Here is a 21013-nt window from a genome sequence, read left to right as displayed (position 1 = left end):
ATTATGGAGGAAATATGGCCGAAACAAAAACATATGCCCAACAGCAAACGATAAAGTATACAAAAAAACTCAACGAATTACTGAAAATTCTTCCGTCGTTTTGTACAGAGTATTTTAACAGTCTTGAATATTCCAAGCAGCCCAGGACAAGGGTTGCTTACGCAATGGATATCAAGGGTTTTTTTGAATTTCTGATATGTGAATATCCGCAGTATGCCAATTATACGGTAAAGGATTTTACACTGGCAGACCTTGAAAAACTTAAAGGTCAGGATATTTCAGATTATCTGCGGTATGTAAAATTATATGATAAAGAAGGTAAAGAAGTCAGCAATTCAGAACGCGCAGCAAAAAGGAAGCTGTGTGCATTGCGCCGTTTTTATGCCTACTACTACCGTTATGAAATGATTGGGGAGAATCCAACGCTTAAAGTGGATATGCCAAAGATTCATGACAAGGCTATTACGCGTTTAGATGTTAATGAAGTGGCGGAATTTTTAGACAATGTGGAATCCGGCAATAAACTGTCAAAGGCACAGCTAAAGCGCCATGAAAAGTTAAAGACAAGGGATTTGGCGCTGCTTACACTGATGCTTGGGACGGGAATCCGTGTATCGGAATGTGTCGGGCTGGATATGAAGGATGTTGATTTTGACAATGACCGAATCAAAGTCGTCCGTAAAGGCGGTGCTGAAAGTTTTGTATATTTTGGCGATGAAGTTGAAGAAGCGTTATCTGCGTATATGGAGGAACGGAAAGAACTAAATCCAAAAGAGGGGCATGAAAACGCCCTGTTCTTATCTTCTGTCGGAAAAAGGCTGTGCGTGCGGTCAGTAGAACTTTTGGTGAAAAAGTATGCTTCTACTGTTACAACCGTAAAGCACATTACGCCGCACAAGCTGCGCAGTACATATGGTACGAATCTGTATCAGGAAAGCAAGGATATTTATTTAGTTGCCGATGTTTTAGGACATAAAGACGTCAATACAACCCGCCGCCATTATGCAGAAATCGTAGATGAAAATAAGAGAAATGCAAGAAATATCGTTCATTTACGCAGAGATTAAAACTACGAGCAGCTGTAAAATAAAAAATGCGAAAAACTGTAATCTGTCAATATACAGTTTTTCGCATTTTCTTTTATGCATTTTTTATTTATCTTCTGTTTTTGTCCGGTTTTTTCTTTTGAAAATTTTGACTATTTTAAATTATTATTGAACGGTACTGCCCGTCGGATTAATCTGACTTTTGTTATCAGAACCGTTATTTGTGCTGTTTGATGAAGTTGAAGCTTCTGTGACAGCTGTTACAGGCTGTGAATTGGTTGGAGCTGGTGTCGTTGTATCGGGTTGTGCCGGCTGTGTCGCAGCGGCTGTTGCCGGAGCTGTAGTTTCGGCAGGCACAGTACTCTCCGCTTCATCTGTTACCGTTACATAACGGTAGTATTTTAAATTTGTACCAAAGCTGTCATTTAAAAAGTAAATGACTTTATATACACCGGGCGTTGATGTATCAACGCTTCCTGTAGCTGTGATATATGAAGTGATATCATTGTTATTTACATCTTTTGCGTAAACACCGGTCCAGATGTCAAAGTCTGAATTTAAAGCAACGGTACAGTCACGGGTTCCTGTCATATATGCAATTTTAGTATTGACGATGTTGTTTTCTGCATTATTTACAGCACCCTGATCTGTAGGGTCATATTTGGCATCTGCAGCAAGTGTTGTCAGTTCAGATAACCGGTTATCGAAGTTTTCGGTTGAATCTTCATATACTTTTACTTTGGTATTTAAACCACAGTTTTCATAAATCCATTTAGCATCGGCTGCGGTTAATGCAACAGAACCGACCGATGACGATTTACCCAGATTATTATAGGCACTGACAATTAGTGTCATTGTATCCTGCTTGGTATACGGTACAGAATGTAAATAGGCATTGTTGCCAAATTGTACCGTATAGTGTCCATAGACATTTGAATCAAACATTTTCCAGATAAATTTGTCAGTGATGGAAGTTTCACCGGTGGCAAGGGATTGCGGCACGGAACAACGGAATATCTGGAATATATTTGTAAATTCCCCGGTGGCATCCATTTTATAAACAATCAGATAATTCTTTGATTTATTAATCGCAAGCATATAGGACTGGTTATCGGCAATATAACCGGTTGTTTCTGTAGAAACGGAAACTTCATCCGATGGATTGTCCGATGTATTTTCATTATTAAACATAGAATGTATGGTACTGAACATAAAAACAACAGCTGCAGCGAATACAATCAATATAAATGTATACAGGGGCGCATGCCCGCGAAGCAGCCATTTTCTGACATCAATTTTTTTAATTCGTGTATATTCTTTAAATTCTTTTAAATTCTTTAAATCCATTTACTATTCCCTAAATTCTGATGAATGACAGATGTTTGATAAAACTGCAATTCAGCCATATATAATAGATATATATGGCTGAATCCGGTTATGCATTAGTTACTGTTTATTATTTTTTTCTTTTAATTCAATGTATTTTAATATTAAATCAATTGAACCATCGATACCGAGCTGACCGCTGTCAAGACATAAATCATAGCTCTTTGCTTCGCCCCACTTTTTACTTGAATAGTAATTGTAATAGCTGGCTCTGCGTTTATCTGTTTTCTGGATCATGTCGGCAGCTTTGTTATCGCTTAAATCATAGAGCTTTTTAATACGCTGGATACGGACATCCAAATCGGCCTTAATCCATACGCTGACTGCAAATGGGTTATCTTCCAAAGCATAGTCAGCACAGCGTCCGACAATAACACAGGATTCTCTTTGAGCCAGTTTCTTAATGGTATCAAACTGTGCCAAAAAAACTTTGTGATTAATTGGCATATCCATGTATGAACTTGTATATCCCAAAGAATATGTGTCCATTACAAGAGAATATAAAAAGCTGTTGGTCGGCTTTTCATCCTGGGAAGCGAATAAATCTTCGCAGAGACCGCTTTCTTTTGCTGCAAGTTCTAATAATTCCTTATCATAGCATTTAATTCCGAGTCTTTCTGCAAGCTTCATGCCAATTTCATGTCCGCCACTGCCAAATTCTCTGCCTATTGTAATTACGGTTCTTTCATCCATATTTCCCGCCTCCTTCAAGTTATTTCATGGCTATATTATACAATAAATTGTCAGAAAAATCTATATTTTTACATAATTTTTATGAAATTTATTCTTCATAATGTTCGATATGAAACATGATATCCGAGAGAAAATCATGTATGTCCTGTGCGTTTTTGCTGGTGATAACACTGTATTCACGCGGGGTTACACAGGCAAGCCGCAGGCTGGCAGAGCCTTTGGCAGAAAGCATATAATTTTTGTTCCATGAAGTGTTTTCAATAGCTTTTGCAACTTCCGGTGAGGGTTTATTTCTGGTTATGATAATAAAAGAAATATATGTGTATAGGTGGTGCTTTACAGGGAATTTGCCATCACCGCGGACAAAATGCGGTTCAATGCGTTCTATCGCAAATTGTTTTAAAGCATTTAACTGTTCCATATCCAGATTATCAGAATTGATAAAAAATAAATGCTCAAAGGATTTCATCTCCCATAACCGGGATTCCTGTGTTGCACTCTCATATTTATTGTGTCTGTTATAACAATACGCATAAATGACAAATTTATGATTCTCAAACCAGTAATTGTGGTAAATATCAAAATAATCTGAAATGCTGTCCAGAATCAAATCAATAAATTCTTTCCTACGCATACTACTCTTCATTCTCCATTCCGCAGGCATTTTTAATGCCGCTTTTTTTGTAAATCGGCAAGGATTTTGGTAAAGTAATCCGGCAGTGGTGCTTCAAACTCTACGTACTGCCCTGTTCTGGGGTGAATAAACCCAAGTACGCGTGCATGCAGTGTCTGACCGGTGAGCCGGTACGGCGGTTTTGCCGCAGTGTAGGTGTCATCGCCAAGGAGCGGATGACCGATACTTGCCATATGTACGCGGATCTGATGTGTTCTCCCGGTTTCAAGCTGACATTCAATATGGGCAAAATGCTTGAAATTTTCGAGAACGCGGTAATGTGTCACTGCGCGTCTGCCATTCTTTTTGTCAATTGCCATTTTTTTACGGTCAACCGGATTTCTGCCAATCGGCGCATCAACAGTTCCGGTTTCTTCCCGGAAAGCGTTGTAGCAGATTGCTTCGTATTTACGGGTAATAGAATGAACGCTCAGCTGTTCGGCAATTTTACGGTGGGCATAGTCATTTTTGCAGGCAACTAAGACACCGGTTGTATTCATGTCAATACGGTGGACAATGCCGGGGCGCAGTTCCCCGTTAATACCGGATAAATGGTCTTTACAGTGATACATTAAGGCGTTGACAAGTGTACCGCTGGTATGTCCTGCCGCAGGATGTACAACCATTCCCTTTGGCTTGTTTACAACAATAATATCTTCGTCTTCATATAAAATGTCCAGTGGAATATCCTCAGCGGCAATCTCCTGCTCTTTCACTTCGGGAACATGAATTGCAATGATATCCCCGGCATTTAATTTATAATTGGATTTTACATTTTTGCCGTTTACGGTAACATTGCCGTCCTGAATCAATGTCTGCAGATAAGATCGTGAAAAATCCCGTAAATTCTCTGATAAAAATTTGTCAATACGTGTTCCAACGGCATCGGAAGTATCGCTGTCCGAAGATACAGACAATGTGATTTTCATACAGTTGTCTGCGGTATCAATACCGTTATGAGAGTCTGTCATATCCGTAATGAATTCGTCCGGTTCATTTTCAATATATGCAGCATCCAAAGCTGCGTTATCTACAGGAAGTTTTGTGTTTTCCATACAGTTTAAGTGCCTCCAGTTATTAAAATTCTGCATAGCCGGATTTTTATAGTTTAGTTACCGGATTCCTGATTTTAATGTTTATTTGTACCGGTTTTCTTTAAAAAGCTAAAATCATCTTCTTTATAATAAAAAAGAATTAAAACGGCAAAACAGACGACAGATACCGTTACATAGATATCTGCAACATTAAAAACAGGAAAATTAATCAGTTTAAAATAAATAAAATCACGGACATAGCCGAGTGTCAGTCTGTCGATAAAATTACCTAAAGCGCCCGATGCCAGTACGGTCAGTACGGCAAAAAACGGAAGCATATGGCGTGTACGCGGCATTTTTATAATGACATAGGTAATAACGCCGACAATCAGAACCGTCAGAACCAGAAAATAGATTCTTGCACCGCTCATCATGCCCCATGCCATACCGGTGTTTTCCAGATAATAAAATTCCAGTACATTTTTTATCAGGACGAAAGGGGATTTGCCTTTTAATGCCGAAACGGCAGCAATTTTAGTCAGCTGGTCTATAAGGCATAAAAGTACAATACCTAAAATATATCCCAAAAGTCCTTTTTTATTCAGATTTTTCATGTAATGCCTCATTTCTAAACGGGATGTTTTGTTATCGGATAATATCTGTCAGAGAACGTTTCATCTCGTCGTCTGTTACAGTTCTGTCAATGTAGGCATTTCCAATTTGTTTTAACAGAATGAATTTAATCTGATTGGCTTCCATTTTTTTATCGCTCTTTGAAACGCGGATGACATCATCAATGGAAATGCCGGTAACGTTTGTTGGAAATGCGTAGTCTTTAAACATCTGTATAGCATCATCATATTCAGCCTGTGTAATATGACCGCGGGTAACGGAAATGTTTAATGCGGCAATCATGCCAAGGACAACACATTCGCCGTGATACAGCTGGAAATTCATCAGTTTTTCGATAGCATGTCCCAGTGTATGTCCGAAATTTAAAAGTGCGCGGTCGCCCTGCTCTGTCGGGTCTAATTCAACCACTTCACGCTTGATATTACAGCTTCCTGCAATCATCTGTTCCAAGGCATCATAATCTTTTGCCTGAATCTTTGCAGCATTATTCTGCAGCCAGCGGTAATAAGCCGCATCTTTAATCAGCCCGTGTTTGATGATTTCACCGAAACCGGAATTAAACAGACGGGTATCTAAGGAAAGCAGTGTAGACATATTCATGTATACAAGCTTTGGCTGATGGAATGCGCCGACCATATTTTTATAAGCACGGAAATCCACACCGGTCTTGCCGCCGATGCTGGAGTCAACCTGAGCCAGAAGGGAAGTCGGAATCTGGATAAATGAAATGCCGCGTAAATAGGTTGCCGCTGTAAAACCGGTAAGGTCACCGACAACACCGCCGCCAAGCGCTGCAAGCATATCTTTACGGTCAAAATGATTTTCAATTAAAAATTCATAGAGATCCTGAACGGTATTTAAGTTTTTACTTTCTTCTCCGGCAGCAAATGTATAGACAAAAATCTGATTGCCGGTTGTTTCTAAAACTTCCTGAACGGCTTTGGCATATAAAGGTCCGACATTGCTGTCTGTTACAATACAGATTTTACGGCCGGTTACATTTAACCTGGAAAATGCAGTACCAAGCTGTGAAAAATCTTTTTCAATGACAATATCATAAATCGGTTTTTGATCTAAATGAACAGTAATAATCTCTGACATAACTCCTCCTGATGTGTCTGTGTTTATTGATGAGATACAAAAGAATACCGCCGATAATCAAAGACTATGGGCGGCACTTTTAATATTCACATTAAAATTTGTTGTCTGAACTGTTAAATGTTGAAAGGTCAATACCACCTGCCACCAGTTCCGGAATATCACCGGAAATATCAACATTCGGCGGTGTTACAAGGAATATGTAGTTGGTAATCTTTTGCAGATTGCCACGCATTGCATAGCATGAACCGGCTGAATAATCGATAATACGCTGTGCGATTTCAACGTGGATTCCTTCCAGATTTAAAACAACGGCCTTTCCGCTTAAAAGTGTGTCTGTAATCTCACTGGAGTCTTCCATGGATTCAGGACGGATAACAACCACCTCAAGACCTCTTGAACCACCGGTTTTTAGCGGAACAACTTTTCTGCCTAAAGGCTTTTTATCGTTTGTCCGGCTGTCTGAATCATAATCTTCATCGTCTTTATTTTTATGGCTGCCTGAAAATAATTTCTTCCGGGCAGACCCTTTGTCATCTTCGTCATCTTCGAATTCTTCATCGTAATCGTCGTATTCATCATAATCGTCTTCCCCGGTAAGTTTAAATACGTTCATTACACTGTTTAAAATACTCATTGTGCCTATCTCCAATCTACTTATTATAGTTACGTGCTCCAAATATAGCCGTACCTACACGCACCATTGTTGCACCCTCTTCTACTGCAACAACATAATCATTTGTCATACCCATGGATAAAGTGTCCATATAGATATTATCAATGTTTTTCGCGTTGATGTCAACAGATAATTGCTTTAATTGTCTAAAATATTTACGATTTTCTTCAGGATTTTCGACAAATGGCGCACTTGTCATCAGACCCCGTATTTTAACGTTCGGAAGTGCTGCCATTTTTTCCAGTTCAGGAAAAACATTTTCGGGTGTAAAACCGAATTTGTTCTCTTCTCCGGCAACGTTGACTTCAATCAGAATCTCTGTGCAGACATCCTTTTTAACGGATTCTTTACTGATTTCTTCAGCAAGGCGCAGCGAATCTACAGAGTGAATTATTGTAACATTACCTACGATGTATTTGACCTTATTGCGCTGTAAATGTCCAATCATATGCCAGTGAATGTCCTTTGGAAGCCGGTCAATTTTTTCAACAAGTTCCTGAACGTAATTTTCACCGAATTCACGCATACCGGTATCATAGACTTCGCAAAGCATGTCAACCGGTTTGGTTTTGCTGACGGCAATTAATGTCACATCGGCTGCACTGCGGTTTGCACGCGCGCAGGCTTCTTTAATATTTTTTTCAACGGTTTTAATATTTTCTGCAAGCATGAAAATGCCCTCCTTGTAATTGTTGTTTTAGTAAATCATCTGATTTGCCGTGTATTTACCGGCATCCAGTAAAATGTGGTCATATGCGGCGATACCATGGGAAAGCCCTTTTTTCACAATGTAATATTCATTGTTGGCATCCAAAATCTCAACCTGTTCAAAAATGGTATATCCTGTATTGACGCAGTATACACCTTTTAATTTTTCGATGGCGCCGATAACATAGCGTTCCGAAGAATCCGGTTTTACAATAATTGTACCTTTCTCAAAGTCATCGCAGCTTACGTAATAAACGGTATCGGTATTACGGTAAATATCAGCATCGACAAAGGATGTGGTCAGTTGTCCGGATGAATCGTACGATTCGCAGATAAATCCGGAATTGTTGCTGTTGCCGCCGGTTGTCAGATACTCTTTTGGAATGGTATAAAATTCGCTTTCTGTCACGGCGGAAACCGGAATTTTCAACCCGGATTTGGAAGCTGTGACTAATTCGATATCCAGAAAACGTTCTGAGGCATATCGTATCATGTATTTATCCAGGCTTAATCTGCCATAATAATTACCGTCGTGGTTGACAAGTGAAAAATCTGCGGTGGTTGTGACGTTATCTTTTTTAAATTTAATATTTATTGTTGACTTGGAAGTTAAATCCATTTTATCAATATCACTTTGTGTCAGTGGAATTAAAATGTACCAGGATTCGTTGTTAATCAGTTTATAGGCAGGATTTCCGGCAACAACAAGCTCCTGTGCTTTTAAATTTGTCTTGGTATATTTATTTTTATCAAAGTCTGAAGGTGTAACAGTATCAGCAGTCAGGTCTTCATAACCGTCGATAGAATAGACAATGACACCTCCCGATTCCGCAGACACGGTACGGAATAAGTTCCGGCTTCCCGTATTTTCAATAATGGACTCTAAATTCGCCATAATGCTCTGGTTCATGGATTCAAGTACCATATAATTAATATCTGTTTTTAAATCGTACAAATCTGAAAAGTTACTGCCGTCATAACCGGTTTTAAAAGAGTTTAAAGTCGATTTAATATTGGCAAGGCTTTCCTTTGAAAGAGAATTTTCTTCGGCATTCGTATACTGTGCAAGGATATCTGATACGCGCCCGGTTTCATCGACGGTATAGACTGTGTCATTTCCTTTAATACGGGTGTTTTCACGCTGATAATAGTTAATATTGCCGGAGTACTCAGAACGGTATACAGCTTCGCTGCGCACGGCAATTCCCGTATAGGAAGAATTGGTAGTCAGTGAACCGGCTTCAACTTCGTATGTCTGTACTTTGGATTTGGAAAGATACATCACGATAAAACATACGATATATATAATAACAATTGCGAAAATAAGCCCCGCTGCTTTTGGTTTTCTGCGATATTTTACAACTTTGCGGTTGGATTGTCCTGCCATGGGATTCCTCACTTTCATCATTCTAATAATTACCAATATAATTTTTACTTTTTCAGCCACACTAATATCAGCACTAAATATAAGGAGGTCAGATAATGAATTCAAAAGGCTTTGATTATACAGCTTTGACGATTGTTATTATTGGTGCAATTAATTGGGGACTGATTGGATTTTTCAATTTTAATCTTGTATCATTCCTTTTTGGACAGACGGGCTGGATCAGCCGTATCATTTACGCGATAGTAGGACTTTGCGGCATTTACCTTGTAAGTGCCTACGGACGTATTACAGATATGGGGCATCAGTCCGTTTAACAGTATTGTAAAAAGACCAGCCGCAGACAACCGGAAGTTGTTTACGGTCTGGTCTTATCTGCTGAAAGTATTATTGATATATTTCACGCCATTCCATATCACCACGTTCCAGCGATTTAATCAGCAATTCCGCAGTTGCAAGATTGGTTGCAAGCGGAATATTATACATATCACACAGTTTACAAATATTATCAGAATCCGGTTCATGTGCAAGCGGATTAACAGCTTCGCGCAGGAAAATGACAAGGTCAATCTGGTTATGTTCAATCTGTGCACACAACTGCTGGTCACCGCCTAAATGTCCGGTTAAAAATTTGTGAATAGACAGATTCGTGACTTCTTCTATTAATCTGCCGGTTGTACCGGTTGCAAACAGCTGATTTTTATTTAAAATCCCTCTATATGCGATACAGAAATTCTGCATCAGCTTCTTTTTTGAATCATGCGCAATTAACCCAATATTCATAAGTACCCTCCATATTTGTATTTGATTAAATTTTAACCTCTGAAATCATCGGCAAATATTTCATCATCCCGTTCCACATTGCGCTGCAGGGAAACATTTAATACAACGCCCATTGAAATGTATGCAGAAACCAAAGATGTAAGACCGTAACTAAAAAAAGGTAACGGCTGTCCTGTGTTTGGCAGTAATTGTGTTGCAACTGCAATATTTAATGCACTTTGAAAACCAATCTGTGCGGCAACACCGCAGCAGATTAGGCGTCCGGCAAAATCCTTCGCCCTTACAGCTGCAATTATACACTCAATTACAATCCATGACAACAAAAGAATTGCCATACAGCAGCCGATAAAACCCAGCTCCTCTCCCATGACCGCAAAAATAAAATCAGTGTGGCCTTCTGCAATATAGTGGGCATTATTTAAGGAAGAAGGATCATCATTGTTAAGTCCTTTACCGGAAAGCTGACCCGAACCGATTGCCTGTACGGAATATTTCTGCTGGTAAGCACCATCTTCATTATTTTCAGGTTCAAAGAAAGTCATAATACGGTTTCTCTGATAATCTTTAAGCAGCTTCTGATTTGGATTACTGATATAGATACCCAGAATAATGGTGACAGGCACTATACACAATAAAGCAATGCCCATAATCCGGTAACTTAAGCCTGCACAGAATATAATGGTAAACAAAATTAATGCCAGCAAAATGGTTGTTGAAAGATTTGGCTGCATTAAAATCAGTGCAATGGGAACCAGCAGTAAAACTGCCAGTACAATTAGAAAACGTGCGGTATTGAGCCGGTCTTTATACAGCGAAATCAGTTTTGCCGTAAACATAATCAAAAGTATTTTTGTCAGTTCTGAAGGCTGAAAACGGAAACCGCCAATATTAATCCATCGCTGGGCTCCCTTGCTTTCAGAGCCAAGAGCCAGTACAAGCACCAACAGGACAAAATTCAGGGCATACATAATCCAGTAAAAACGCAATAACCAGTTATAATCAATCAGTGATACAACTACCATGACAAAAAGTGAGAGGAGAAGTCCCGCACACTGTTTGATGGTATAGGATGAATCGGCACTGTTAATGACGGCAATACCGTAAACGGATGTCACGATTAACAGGATTACAAGTCTGAAATTATAGGAACGCAGCTGGTATTTTTTAAACATAATACTCCTCTTTGTTATTTGTCACTGTTACGGATGTCCTTGATTGGAATATTTGCAAAAAGTGCAGGAACAGAACCGTTGTTGGAATCGGATTCTGTTGATGTAATCTGGATATCCAGTCCCTCCGCATCAATCACCATATATTTTGATATTACTTTAATAATATCGTTTTTAATCATCTCCATAACCTCAGGCGAACAGTTTGCCCGGTCGGATACTAATAAAAGCTTAAGTCTGTCTTTTGCAACATCACCAGAGCCTTTTTTCTTGAATAAATCTAATAAGCTCATTTATTTCCTCCATATGACTGCGTCATTTTCCTACTTTTTTTCGCCTTTGAATAAAGCAGAAAGTTTTTTAAAGAAGCCGCCCTTGCCGTTTAAGTCAAGAAATGGAACTTCTTCCCCAATAATTCTGTGGCAGATGTTCATGTAAGCCTGTCCTGCCATGGTATCGTCACCAACTAAAGGCTGTCCTTTATTGGTAGCTACAACGATATTTTCATCGTCCGGAACGGCACCGATAACATTTAACTGTAAAATGTCGTTGACATCGTTGATAGACATCATTTCACCGCGGTTTACCATATCCATGCGGATTCTGTTGACAATTAAGTCTTCATGGTCTTTTAAACCATGTGCATCAAGTAAGCCAACAATTCTGTCGGCATCGCGGATAGCCGATACCTCCGGCGTTGTAATGACTAATGCCCTGTCAGCACCTGCAATAGCATTCTGGAAGCCCTGTTCAATTCCGGCAGGACAGTCTAAAATGATATAGTCAAATTCTTCAGGATCATTTTTTAATTCATCTAAAAGCTTAATCATCTGTTCCGGTGTAACAGCAGACTTATCACGGGTCTGTGCAGTTGGTAATAAGTACAGCTTCGGACATCTTTTATCTGTAATTAATGCCTGCTTGATCCGGCAGTTGCCTTCTACAACATCAACCAGATTGTATACAATACGGTTTTCAAGTCCTAATACGACATCCAGATTTCTTAATCCGGTATCGGTATCAATCATGACAACTTTTTTTCCAAGTTTGGCAAGTCCGGTACCGATGTTCGCTGTTGTTGTTGTTTTGCCGACACCGCCTTTACCGGATGTGACAACGATTACTTCACTCATTTTCTTTCCTCCAAAACTTTATCAATATTCTATTATTATGCAGATTTTTTGCGATGAAATCAATAGTATTTTAGCAATTTATCCGAATATCCTCAAAAACATCCGGACCTAAATCTTCTATGTAAATGTTACTGTCATCGACATAAGCAATCTTAGGCGCAATGCCCTTGCTTTTTTTGCGTGGTGCAGAATCTGAACTTCTGGCAATGACTTCACCGATCTTAATCTGCATCGGATTCATTTCCAGTGCGACGACAAAGCAGTCTTCATTGCCGCCGGCTCCGGCAAATACGTTGCCGCGCAGACTGCCAAGGATAATGACACTGCCGCCTGCAATAATTCTGCCGCCAGGATTCACATCACCGAGTACGATAATACTGCCTTCCGTTTCAAGTACCTGACCGGAACGCAGACAGCCTTTGTAGAACTGACCGTCATTTGTACCGGTCTGCGCCGGAGCTGCCACAGCACCGGCAGAAACCGTCTGATCAATGGCGGCCTTAAAAACGGCATCCTGTGCTTCATCATGGTCGATAATACAGATAATATTTAACTGTGATACGTTGGCAATAATGTCTAAAACTTCCCGCTGCTGTTCATCGGATAACACCCGGCCTTCAAAACCGAGTGCCATATCTGCACTGCCAAAAAACTTTGCGGATGCTTTAAATTTTTCCTCTATCTGAACTTTTAAATCTTTAAATTCAGCTTCTGCGTCGAGTACAACAATAATCCCATGTTTGTTGCCCTTAATAACAACCGGTTGACTCACTATACTAATCTCCTTTTTCATATTTTTTATTCACACTAAACTCATTCCACAGGCAATTTTAATGCCTGCGGAATCGCGGACTGAATTTATTCAGTTCTGCGATAAGAGCGGCTTTGTGCCGCAAGCGGCACAAAGCGCAACGTCAAGTTACACTTGACGTGTCAAAAATCTTAGATTTAAGGATTTTTGACACTAGACACTAGTTTCTTGGATACAGACTGTAATAAATATTATAAACGGCTTTTCCAAGTTCCGTATTTCTTGCAGAATCGTATCCATGCGGCAGAACGATTGCCATGGCAATTTCCGGATTTTCGTAAGGTGCATACGTAATCAGTGTTGCATGGTCAGGTTCTGTCAGACGTTCCTGTGCTGTACCGGTCTTTGCTGCGATAGAAAGTCCGGATACTTTTAAGGATGAATAACTGTCACCGGCCATTTTCATGCCGGTGTGAACGGCATCCCATGTAGATGAACTGATGTTCATTACATGATCTACTTCTGCGGAATTGTCACGGATCAGCTCTCCGTCGTGGTCAGTAATCTTATCAACAAGTGTCAGATTATAACACGTACCCGAGGTTGCAATCGTTGTAACATAGCGTGCCAGATTCAGACAGCTGAACTGGTGGTTACCCTGTCCGATTGCTGATGCAATAGAGTTTACGGAAGAAGCATGTGGTGTTTCTTCGTAAATTTCAATACCGGCTTTCGTTGCAAGACCTAAATCTTCTGCATAGCGCTTTAAGATATTCGTTCCGGTTGTACTGTTATAAGAACCTGTTTTACTGCATGCAAGCTTGTAGCCTACATTATAAAAGTATACGTTACATGAATCCCTGATTGCGGTTGTAACGGTTTCACCGCCGTGACCGGATAATCTCCAGCACTTTGGAGAAGGTGTTACTTCTGTAAATGCACCGGAACAGTTAAATACTGTGCCGGTTGAAATAATACCGGTATCCAGTCCAGCAATAGAGGAACACGGTTTAAACGTAGAACCCGGTGCGGACTGGGACTGGGTTGCCCAGTTGAAAAGCGGTTTGGCATTGTCGTTAGACAGCTTGTTGTAATATTCTGTATCAATCGTACCGGATAATTTGTTATTATCGTAGCTTGGGTAAGAAACCAGCGCTAAAATATCGCCGTTGTCCGGGTCTGTGATGACACAGGAGCCGGAGCAAGGCTGCAGGGCAAGCTCACCCGGTGTAATTTTCTTGGTCTGAATGGCATTGTACATAAAATCATAAGCGGATACAGCACCGGATGAAAGGGAGGCATAAGAGCCGTCATCGGTTAAATAGCCCTGCTCATATAACAGCATACAGACCTGTCTGCCGGAAAGCTGTTCATTCTGAATCATGTATTTGTACAGTTTCTTAAAGAATGCCGTGTCTGTCTGCAAATTGGACACAATATAGTCTGTCAGAAGTTCGTAGGATTCTTCCAGACTGGTATAAGACTGTGAAGTCAGTGCAGACATATCAATCCAGCCGTTTGAAATACTCTCCGTCAATAGCTGTCGGATGCTGACAGAATTGCTGTCTGTCCATGCTGTGTATACATCATTGGATGTATCAATGGAGTCTTTATTTAAAACACCTTCGTTCATCAGCATTTCATAGACATACCATACATAAACCTGATTTTCCTCTGAAAGGCTTCCATACGGTGTATTGCCGTCTAAGAGTTCGGAAGACAGCCAGCTCATGACAGAATCCTGTTTTGATAAAAATGAACTGTATACACTGCGTTCATTCTCCGTGTCACCTTCTGCAATTTTAGACATTGATACTAAATTATTGTCAATCAGCGCAAAATAAACTTCCTTAATCGGAATGTATACGTGGGATACATTTCCGGTTGTAGAACTATAGGCGTATTTCGTATCGTTACTGACAATGTTGGAAAGCAGAATTTCTACCAGCTTATCTTCAATTGCCGTATAAATCTGCTTTTGCAGATTTACATCAATGGTCAGGTAAACATCATGTCCCGCAGCTGCATCGGTCTCGTCAATGACTTCTGTAATACGTCCGACGGTATCAACATAGACTTCTTTAGAACCCTTCTCTCCCGCAAGTTCGGATTCGAGGGTCTGTTCAATGCCGGTCTTACCAACAATGTCATTGGCTTCGTAAGAATCATCTTCTGCCTTTAATGTGGCAAGTTCAGTTTCTGATACCGTACCGGTATAGCCGATAATCTGGGAGCAGTATGTACTGTCAACATAATGCCGCACATACTGTTCTTCAACGGTAACGCCTACCAGTTCATCGGAATTTTCAAGAATCGCTGCAACCGTTTCATTAGAAACTTCGTTGGCAATTGTAAAGGACATATAACGGTTGTAAGAGTTTGCCGACATGGAAAGGCGCAGGCTTAAAATCTCCAGAATATGTTCCGGGGTAAACGCTGCGGTATCCACACCATACCGGTCAAACAGGTAGTCCATCATTTCATTGGCAGTTGCCGCCTTTTGCTCATCGGATAATTTATCTACGGAAGTAACGCCGTAAACATCTCTTTTAAAACGCAGCACGGCAGAATTGGATACATTAAATTCGTACATTCCGTCACCGGCATAGCTGATTTTAAAATCTGTTGAATACTGGTCGCCCTTTTCTTCGATAATTTCAAGAGTACGGTTGATGGCATTATTGACAGTTGCATTTTTAATATCGGTTGCTTTCATACCGTCTTTATCAGAATATGTACCACTGTCACTGATTTTTACAGCATAAGCAAGTTCATTATAGGCAAGTAAAACACCGTTTCTGTCGTAAATTCTTCCGCGCGTAGCAGCAACGCTCATATTTTTCTGGATGGAGTCCGTTAAATCTGTTACATAAGAAGCGCCTTTGATTATCTGGAGTGAAAATAAACGGTTAATTAAAACCACTACAATCAGGACAAATACCATAATTAATGGAAACAGTCTTGATTTTAATAAACTAATCACATAATCAAAAATATCTTTAATCAACTTTACTGATTCTCCTTTTATCCGTAGGATTTAAGTGCTTATTTAAAAAGGTTACCGGCTTGTATAAAATGACGGCAATCAAAAGTGTGTACACAACCTCCGGCAGAATAAAGCGTGAAATGTAATACATTGCATTCAACCGGTTGTGCAGTAAAAAGTTACCGACATAAGACAGAAAACCGAAACAGAAATCTCCCGCCAGTAATAAGCCAAGAGGAATCAACATTTCTGTTTCTTCGTATTTCTGATAAAAAATGCCGGAGCAGTATCCTATGTATACAAATACAAGGGAAGTAAAACCAAACAGTCCCGAGAAAAATAAATCATAAAAAAATCCGGCAAAAAAACCTACATACATTCCTTCATTTTTTCCATGAAGGAAACCGAATAATACCGGAAGAATAATCAGCAGATTCGGTTTAATGCCGCCGATTGCAATCACTCTGCCGAGTGTGACCTGCAAAAGGTAGAAAAATATGATTAAAATCAATTCTCCGATTTTCCGTTTCATACCCATCTCCTATTTATTATGAATTCTTTTTCTGTGTAATAATCAGAACCTCCTGCAAATGTCCAAAATCTACAGCAGGAACTAAGTACCCTGCCTGTGTCAGATTGTTGGCATCTGCGGTAACATCCTTTGTATAGCCAATGAGAATACCCGGAAGATATTTATCACTGATATTGGAGGTTACGATTTTATCGCCGTTTCTTACAGTGACACTGTTTGCAAAGCCGGAAAGATGAATCAGTCCCGTATCCATTAATTCAATATCGCCTTTTACAATACAGGTATCTCCGGTGTCAATTAACATGCCGCTGACATAGCTGTTATCTTCAATCACTGTTTTAATCTGTGCATAATTCGGACCGACTTCCGTAATAATACCGACAAGACCGCCGCCAGCAATGACATTCATATCTTTTTCAATGCCGTCATTGCTGCCTTTATCAATAGTAAAAGTACTATACCAGTTGCCGGAAGTTGTACCGACAACGCGGGCTGCGACTTTGTTGTATCCAGGATATTTTTCATCCAGTTCATATAAATCGCGCAGGCGGTCTAACTCATAGCTGTCCTGCTTTAGCTGGTTGTTTTCCTCTGTCAGGTCGTCAACCTTTGCCTGTAAGTCTTTGTTTTCTTCAAGCACTGTGCTGATTTCCTGTAAGGTATCATACTTGTCGGATATCCATAATCCGATATAGTTCATACCGCGCTGTACCGGAATTACCACTGTTGAAATGGCATTCCGAAGCGGGGTTGTCAGTTTATCCGTAAAAAAGCTGGTTGCGATAAAAAGCAGACACAGTGCGGATAAACCGATCAGTATATATTTTGAATTCATGAATGAAGCAAGCTTTTTTCTCATGATTCTCCTCATTTCTGAAATGGATTTTTACTTAGTCGTAATTTTTATCCTGTGGTGTGTATGCGACACCGGCAAAATCCGGATTGCTGACAACACCCATCAGACCTCTGACAACACTTTCAGCCGGATTTTCTACAATATTTACGGCAAGGTTTGTTTCCTGATGGATAAACTTCTCCAGATTTCGGATATTGGATGTTCCGCCGGATACATAAATACCATTTTTGATAATATCAGCTGCCAGTTCCGGTGGAGTGCGCTCCAGGATGACTTTAATAGAATCCATAATGGAGTGCAGCGGGTCTACTACAGCTGAATAAATTACATCAGATGAAATATCTACGCTGACAGGCAGTCCTGAAAGCACGTTACGTCCAAAGCCCGGCGCAAAAGTTTCTTCTGCCTGTACGGCACTGCCGAGTTCTTTTTTTAAGCCTTCTGCGGTTTTACTTCCGATAATCAGGTTGTATACTTTTCTGACAGCACTGATAATACTGTCATCTAACTTGTTACCGCCGATTTTAACAGATTTGCTGATAACAATGCCACCTAATGAAAGAACGGAAATTTCTGTTGTTTCAGCACCGATGTTGACAATCATGATACCCTTTGATTTGGTAACGTCTAATCCGGCACCGATGGCATCGGCAACGGGCTTATCTACGATATAGATATTCTTTGCCTTCACCTTGGAATCAGCAACCAGTTCATAAAAAGCTCTCTTTTCTACTTCTGTTACATCCGTTGGAACGGCAATATAAAAGTCTGTGTTACCTGTAAATTTCTTATCGTCATTCATTTTGTTGAAGAAACGAAGAAGCAGTGTCTGCATATTTTCAATATCGGCGATAACACCAAATTTTACAGGAAAGGAAACTTCAATGTGTTCTGGTGCTTTCTCATACATTTCATATGCTTCGTCACCGAATGCTAAAATATCTTTCTTATTTGCAATTGCAATGATATTTTTCTCATTGATAATCTTATCCTTATCTTTACAGCACATTTTAAAGTTGCTGGTACCGATGTCTACACCATAAATATTCTGTCCCATTTTTGGACTCCTTTCGTCTACATATATTCTTTTTCTTTCAGACTGGTATACGTATTGTCACCGATAATAATGTGGTCGATGACCTGAACTCCTAAAATTTTTCCTGCCTGCACGATTCTGTCCGTTACCGCAATATCATTGTGGCTGGGTGCTGCATCACCGCTTGGATGATTGTGAAGCAGCACAACAGAAACGGCATTGTACTTTAAGGCTTCCGCAAAAACTTCTCTCGGTGTTACAAGTGAAGCATTGACGGTACCGACGGAAAGTACGGTGTCTGCAATTTTACGGCATTTACTGTCAAGCAGAACAAGAATCATATGTTCTTTTTCTAAAAGCCGCAGATCCTGCATATAATAGGCAGCGATGGCTTCCGGTTCGGTGAATTTCAGCTTTGCGGAAGCACTCTGCTTGGCTGTGCGCCGTGACAGTTCACAGATACATTTAATCTGTACGGCCTTGACTTTTCCCACACCCCTGATTTTTAGCAGTTCAGGAATCGTGATGGATGAAAGCCCCAGTAAGCCCTTTGACCTGCAGCACACAGAAAAAATGTGCTGTGCAAGTTCAATGGAATTCATGCCGGATACGCCTGTCCTTAAAATGACAGCCAGCAGTTCGGCATCGGAAAGCGTTTCTGCACCGAGTGTAAGGCATTTTTCATAAGGACGTAAAACGGTATCCGTTTTTTCTGTGCGTATACAGTTGTTTTTTGTGTTCATAGGTCTGCCCTTTCCGGACAAACGGATAATCCTTGTACAGGCTGCTATACAACCTTGTAAATAATGATTGCGAGTATCACGCCAATAATACTTGCAATGGTAATCTTAATCTGCAATGCAAATGTAATGACAAGCACTCCCAGATTAATGACTAAAGGGCTGTCCAGCCCAAAGGTATTGCCATATGACAGCCAGCTTAAAGATTCAATTCCGGCAGTGGACTCTGCAATCAGACCGCCCAGTACAATGCCAATCATAATAAACAGCAGTAAAAACCAGCCGTTCTTATACTTTGATATATTGCTCATGTTTCTCCATTTCTGTCTGTATCAGACTAAACCAACTTGAATTATAGCATAGAATATTTTTAATGTATACAAATAATTGCCATTTTTCTTTCAAAGAAGTTCGTCTTTTTTCGACAATGATATTAAAAAGACAAAATTCCGGCTTCGTATAACTTCTGCATACTCATCATAATGCCGTATTTTGCATGGTACCATGTCAGTCCACCCTGAAAGAACGCTGTATATGGCGGACGAAGCGGACCGTCAGCACTTAGTTCAATGGAAGAACCCTGCACAAATGCGCCTGCTGCCATTATGACATCGGAATCATATCCCGGCATTGCCCACGGCTCAGGAGATACAAAACTGTCAACAGGGGCAGCTGCCTGAATTCCCTGACAGAAAGCAATCAGTGCTTCCGGTGTGTTTAATTCAACCGCCTGAATAATGTCATGGCGGCTTTCGGTACTGTCAGGAATGACCTTGTAGCCTAACTTTTCGTAGGCATTTGCAGCAAAAATCGCACCCTTTAAAGCACCTGCAACAACGGTCGGCGCAAGGAATAATCCCTGATAGAAGGACTGGTTGACACCGAGTGTTGCACCGACTTCTTTTCCAAGCCCCGGTGAGGATAAACGGTAAGCCGCCTGCTCCACACATTCTTTTGTACCGGCGATGTAGCCACCGCAAGGAGCAAGCCCGCCGCCCGGATTTTTAATCAGTGAACCGACAATCATATCGGCGCCGACTTCTGACGGCTCAATGCGCTCTACGAATTCGCCGTAGCAGTTATCGACCATGCAGATGATGTCGGGACGGATATTTTTAATAAAGGCAATCAGCTCTCTGATTCTTGCAACGGAAAGTGTCGGACGGCTGGCGTAGCCTTTGGAACGCTGGATTGTGACAAGCTTTGTACGTTCATTAATTGCATTTTTAATACCCTCATAGTCAAAATCGCCGTCTGGCAGCAAATCCACCTGGCTGTAAGTAACCCCATATTCGGCAAGACTGCCCTTTGAAGGACGGATACCGATAATTTCATCCATGGTATCATATGGCTTGCCGACAGGTGAAAGCAGTTCATCTCCCGGTCTTAAATTGGCAGACAGTGCAATATTTAATGCGTGTGTACCGCACATAATCTGAGGACGGACAAGCGCCGCTTCCGTGTGGAAGACATCGGCATAAACCTGCTCTAAGGTATCTCTGCCGTCATCGTTGTAGCCGTAGCCGGTGGTGCCGTTTAAGTGCATTTCAGCCACGTGGTTTTTCTGCATGGCGGCAACGACTTTCATCTGATTATATTCTGCGGTTTCATCAATTTTTGCGAAACGCTCTTTTAAATTTTCAAGCAGTGTCTGACTGTAGTCATATACTTTTTCATCAATTCCCATCTGCCGGAT

Annotated in this window: 23 protein-coding genes; 2 read left to right on the top strand and 21 right to left on the bottom strand. The window is 40.5% G+C overall.

Going from position 1 to position 21013, the window contains the following annotated elements; all coding sequences use genetic code 11:
* The first annotated feature begins 14 nt into the window (after positions 1-14).
* Positions 15-1067: a tyrosine-type recombinase/integrase gene (locus WMO37_RS13780; protein ID WP_022432915.1), complete on the top strand. Its 1053-nt coding sequence runs from the start codon at positions 15-17 to the stop codon at positions 1065-1067.
* A gap of 144 nt (positions 1068-1211) precedes the next feature.
* On the opposite strand, the gene WMO37_RS13775 is transcribed toward WMO37_RS13780, so the two are convergent.
* From WMO37_RS13775 to WMO37_RS13735, 9 genes are all read right to left on the bottom strand, one after another.
* Complete coding sequence (locus WMO37_RS13775) at positions 1212-2393, bottom strand: L,D-transpeptidase family protein (protein WP_349155287.1); 1182 nt, start codon at positions 2391-2393, stop codon at positions 1212-1214.
* Positions 2394-2492: 99 nt separating this feature from the next.
* Entirely contained in the window at positions 2493-3125 is a 633-nt protein-coding gene (locus tag WMO37_RS13770; RefSeq protein ID WP_349155286.1) for a cytidylate kinase-like family protein, read from the bottom strand.
* Between the two features lie 88 nt (positions 3126-3213).
* Positions 3214-3759 (bottom strand): DUF8052 family protein, encoded by a 546-nt coding sequence (locus WMO37_RS13765; RefSeq protein WP_349155285.1) that lies wholly within the window; start codon positions 3757-3759, stop codon positions 3214-3216.
* Positions 3760-3791: 32 nt separating this feature from the next.
* Positions 3792-4727, bottom strand: coding sequence for an RluA family pseudouridine synthase (locus tag WMO37_RS13760; RefSeq protein ID WP_349155290.1), 936 nt, complete (start codon positions 4725-4727; stop codon positions 3792-3794).
* Positions 4728-4927: 200 nt separating this feature from the next.
* Positions 4928-5446, bottom strand: coding sequence for a signal peptidase II (lspA, locus tag WMO37_RS13755; RefSeq protein ID WP_349155284.1), 519 nt, complete (start codon positions 5444-5446; stop codon positions 4928-4930).
* Between the two features lie 31 nt (positions 5447-5477).
* Entirely contained in the window at positions 5478-6566 is a 1089-nt protein-coding gene (gene aroB / locus WMO37_RS13750) for a 3-dehydroquinate synthase (RefSeq protein ID WP_022432909.1), read from the bottom strand.
* Positions 6567-6657: 91 nt separating this feature from the next.
* On the bottom strand, positions 6658-7200 hold the full coding sequence (locus tag WMO37_RS13745) for a cell division protein SepF (RefSeq protein WP_227089761.1): 543 nt from the start codon (positions 7198-7200) through the stop codon (positions 6658-6660).
* Between the two features lie 16 nt (positions 7201-7216).
* Entirely contained in the window at positions 7217-7909 is a 693-nt protein-coding gene (locus WMO37_RS13740; protein ID WP_349155283.1) for a YggS family pyridoxal phosphate-dependent enzyme, read from the bottom strand.
* 27 nt (positions 7910-7936) lie between these two features.
* Positions 7937-9334 (bottom strand): biotin/lipoyl attachment domain-containing protein, encoded by a 1398-nt coding sequence (locus WMO37_RS13735; RefSeq protein ID WP_349155282.1) that lies wholly within the window; start codon positions 9332-9334, stop codon positions 7937-7939.
* 95 nt (positions 9335-9429) lie between these two features.
* On the opposite strand from WMO37_RS13735, the gene WMO37_RS13730 reads away from it, so the two are divergent.
* The gene (locus tag WMO37_RS13730; RefSeq protein WP_022432905.1) at positions 9430-9648 is read left to right on the top strand and encodes a DUF378 domain-containing protein; all 219 of its coding nucleotides are present in this window, start codon (positions 9430-9432) and stop codon (positions 9646-9648) included.
* A 70-nt stretch (positions 9649-9718) separates the two neighbouring features.
* Here WMO37_RS13730 and WMO37_RS13725 read toward each other — a convergent pair whose 3' ends face one another.
* From WMO37_RS13725 to WMO37_RS13670, 12 genes are all read right to left on the bottom strand, one after another.
* Complete coding sequence (locus WMO37_RS13725; protein ID WP_022432904.1) at positions 9719-10114, bottom strand: methylglyoxal synthase; 396 nt, start codon at positions 10112-10114, stop codon at positions 9719-9721.
* Positions 10115-10146: 32 nt separating this feature from the next.
* The gene (locus WMO37_RS13720; protein ID WP_022432903.1) at positions 10147-11286 is read right to left on the bottom strand and encodes an FtsW/RodA/SpoVE family cell cycle protein; all 1140 of its coding nucleotides are present in this window, start codon (positions 11284-11286) and stop codon (positions 10147-10149) included.
* A gap of 14 nt (positions 11287-11300) precedes the next feature.
* Complete coding sequence (gene minE / locus WMO37_RS13715; protein WP_022432902.1) at positions 11301-11576, bottom strand: cell division topological specificity factor MinE; 276 nt, start codon at positions 11574-11576, stop codon at positions 11301-11303.
* A gap of 30 nt (positions 11577-11606) precedes the next feature.
* Positions 11607-12416 carry a septum site-determining protein MinD gene (gene minD / locus WMO37_RS13710; protein ID WP_022432901.1) on the bottom strand — a complete coding sequence of 270 codons (810 nt, stop codon included), beginning with the start codon at positions 12414-12416 and terminating at the stop codon, positions 11607-11609.
* A 70-nt stretch (positions 12417-12486) separates the two neighbouring features.
* Positions 12487-13188: a septum site-determining protein MinC gene (gene minC, locus WMO37_RS13705; RefSeq protein WP_022432900.1), complete on the bottom strand. Its 702-nt coding sequence runs from the start codon at positions 13186-13188 to the stop codon at positions 12487-12489.
* Positions 13189-13387: 199 nt separating this feature from the next.
* A complete protein-coding gene (locus tag WMO37_RS13700; RefSeq protein ID WP_227089756.1) occupies positions 13388-16174 on the bottom strand; it encodes a penicillin-binding transpeptidase domain-containing protein in 2787 nt (928 codons plus the stop codon).
* A complete protein-coding gene (gene mreD, locus WMO37_RS13695) occupies positions 16167-16685 on the bottom strand; it encodes a rod shape-determining protein MreD (protein ID WP_227089755.1) in 519 nt (172 codons plus the stop codon). Before mreD ends, WMO37_RS13700 begins: the two co-directional genes overlap by 8 nt.
* Positions 16686-16701: 16 nt before the next feature.
* Positions 16702-17544 (bottom strand): rod shape-determining protein MreC, encoded by an 843-nt coding sequence (gene mreC, locus WMO37_RS13690; RefSeq protein ID WP_022432897.1) that lies wholly within the window; start codon positions 17542-17544, stop codon positions 16702-16704.
* 31 nt (positions 17545-17575) lie between these two features.
* Positions 17576-18598 carry a rod shape-determining protein gene (locus WMO37_RS13685; protein WP_227089754.1) on the bottom strand — a complete coding sequence of 341 codons (1023 nt, stop codon included), beginning with the start codon at positions 18596-18598 and terminating at the stop codon, positions 17576-17578.
* A gap of 17 nt (positions 18599-18615) precedes the next feature.
* Positions 18616-19320: a RadC family protein gene (gene radC, locus WMO37_RS13680; protein ID WP_227089753.1), complete on the bottom strand. Its 705-nt coding sequence runs from the start codon at positions 19318-19320 to the stop codon at positions 18616-18618.
* Between the two features lie 44 nt (positions 19321-19364).
* Positions 19365-19628, bottom strand: a complete 264-nt coding sequence (locus WMO37_RS13675; protein ID WP_022432894.1) for a DUF4321 domain-containing protein — start codon at positions 19626-19628, stop codon at positions 19365-19367.
* A gap of 122 nt (positions 19629-19750) precedes the next feature.
* The gene (locus WMO37_RS13670) at positions 19751-21004 is read right to left on the bottom strand and encodes a methionine gamma-lyase family protein (RefSeq protein ID WP_436970295.1); all 1254 of its coding nucleotides are present in this window, start codon (positions 21002-21004) and stop codon (positions 19751-19753) included.
* Between the last annotated feature and the right edge of the window lie 9 nt (positions 21005-21013).

Origin of the sequence: Lachnospira intestinalis (assembly GCF_040095895.1) — a bacterium.
GTDB classification, from domain to species: domain Bacteria; phylum Bacillota; class Clostridia; order Lachnospirales; family Lachnospiraceae; genus Lachnospira; species Lachnospira intestinalis.
The sequence above is the reverse complement of the archived record's forward strand: the minus strand, read 5'-3'. Positions and strand labels throughout refer to the sequence as shown.

Bases quoted from the DNA above. Each gene is read 5' to 3' on its own strand.
- WMO37_RS13780 (WP_022432915.1), top strand. From the start codon at position 15: ATGGCCGAAACAAAAACATATGCCCAACAGCAAACGATAAAGTATACA.
- WMO37_RS13775 (WP_349155287.1), bottom strand. From the start codon at position 2,393: ATGGATTTAAAGAATTTAAAAGAATTTAAAGAATATACACGAATTAAA.
- WMO37_RS13770 (WP_349155286.1), bottom strand. From the start codon at position 3,125: ATGGATGAAAGAACCGTAATTACAATAGGCAGAGAATTTGGCAGTGGC.
- WMO37_RS13765 (WP_349155285.1), bottom strand. From the start codon at position 3,759: ATGCGTAGGAAAGAATTTATTGATTTGATTCTGGACAGCATTTCAGAT.
- WMO37_RS13760 (WP_349155290.1), bottom strand. From the start codon at position 4,727: ATGAAAATCACATTGTCTGTATCTTCGGACAGCGATACTTCCGATGCC.
- lspA (WP_349155284.1), bottom strand. From the start codon at position 5,446: ATGAAAAATCTGAATAAAAAAGGACTTTTGGGATATATTTTAGGTATT.
- aroB (WP_022432909.1), bottom strand. From the start codon at position 6,566: ATGTCAGAGATTATTACTGTTCATTTAGATCAAAAACCGATTTATGAT.
- WMO37_RS13745 (WP_227089761.1), bottom strand. From the start codon at position 7,200: ATGAGTATTTTAAACAGTGTAATGAACGTATTTAAACTTACCGGGGAA.
- WMO37_RS13740 (WP_349155283.1), bottom strand. From the start codon at position 7,909: ATGCTTGCAGAAAATATTAAAACCGTTGAAAAAAATATTAAAGAAGCC.
- WMO37_RS13735 (WP_349155282.1), bottom strand. From the start codon at position 9,334: ATGGCAGGACAATCCAACCGCAAAGTTGTAAAATATCGCAGAAAACCA.
- WMO37_RS13730 (WP_022432905.1), top strand. From the start codon at position 9,430: ATGAATTCAAAAGGCTTTGATTATACAGCTTTGACGATTGTTATTATT.
- WMO37_RS13725 (WP_022432904.1), bottom strand. From the start codon at position 10,114: ATGAATATTGGGTTAATTGCGCATGATTCAAAAAAGAAGCTGATGCAG.
- WMO37_RS13720 (WP_022432903.1), bottom strand. From the start codon at position 11,286: ATGTTTAAAAAATACCAGCTGCGTTCCTATAATTTCAGACTTGTAATC.
- minE (WP_022432902.1), bottom strand. From the start codon at position 11,576: ATGAGCTTATTAGATTTATTCAAGAAAAAAGGCTCTGGTGATGTTGCA.
- minD (WP_022432901.1), bottom strand. From the start codon at position 12,416: ATGAGTGAAGTAATCGTTGTCACATCCGGTAAAGGCGGTGTCGGCAAA.
- mreD (WP_227089755.1), bottom strand. From the start codon at position 16,685: ATGAAACGGAAAATCGGAGAATTGATTTTAATCATATTTTTCTACCTT.
- mreC (WP_022432897.1), bottom strand. From the start codon at position 17,544: ATGAGAAAAAAGCTTGCTTCATTCATGAATTCAAAATATATACTGATC.
- WMO37_RS13685 (WP_227089754.1), bottom strand. From the start codon at position 18,598: ATGGGACAGAATATTTATGGTGTAGACATCGGTACCAGCAACTTTAAA.
- radC (WP_227089753.1), bottom strand. From the start codon at position 19,320: ATGAACACAAAAAACAACTGTATACGCACAGAAAAAACGGATACCGTT.
- WMO37_RS13675 (WP_022432894.1), bottom strand. From the start codon at position 19,628: ATGAGCAATATATCAAAGTATAAGAACGGCTGGTTTTTACTGCTGTTT.
- WMO37_RS13670 (WP_436970295.1), bottom strand. From the start codon at position 21,004: ATGGGAATTGATGAAAAAGTATATGACTACAGTCAGACACTGCTTGAA.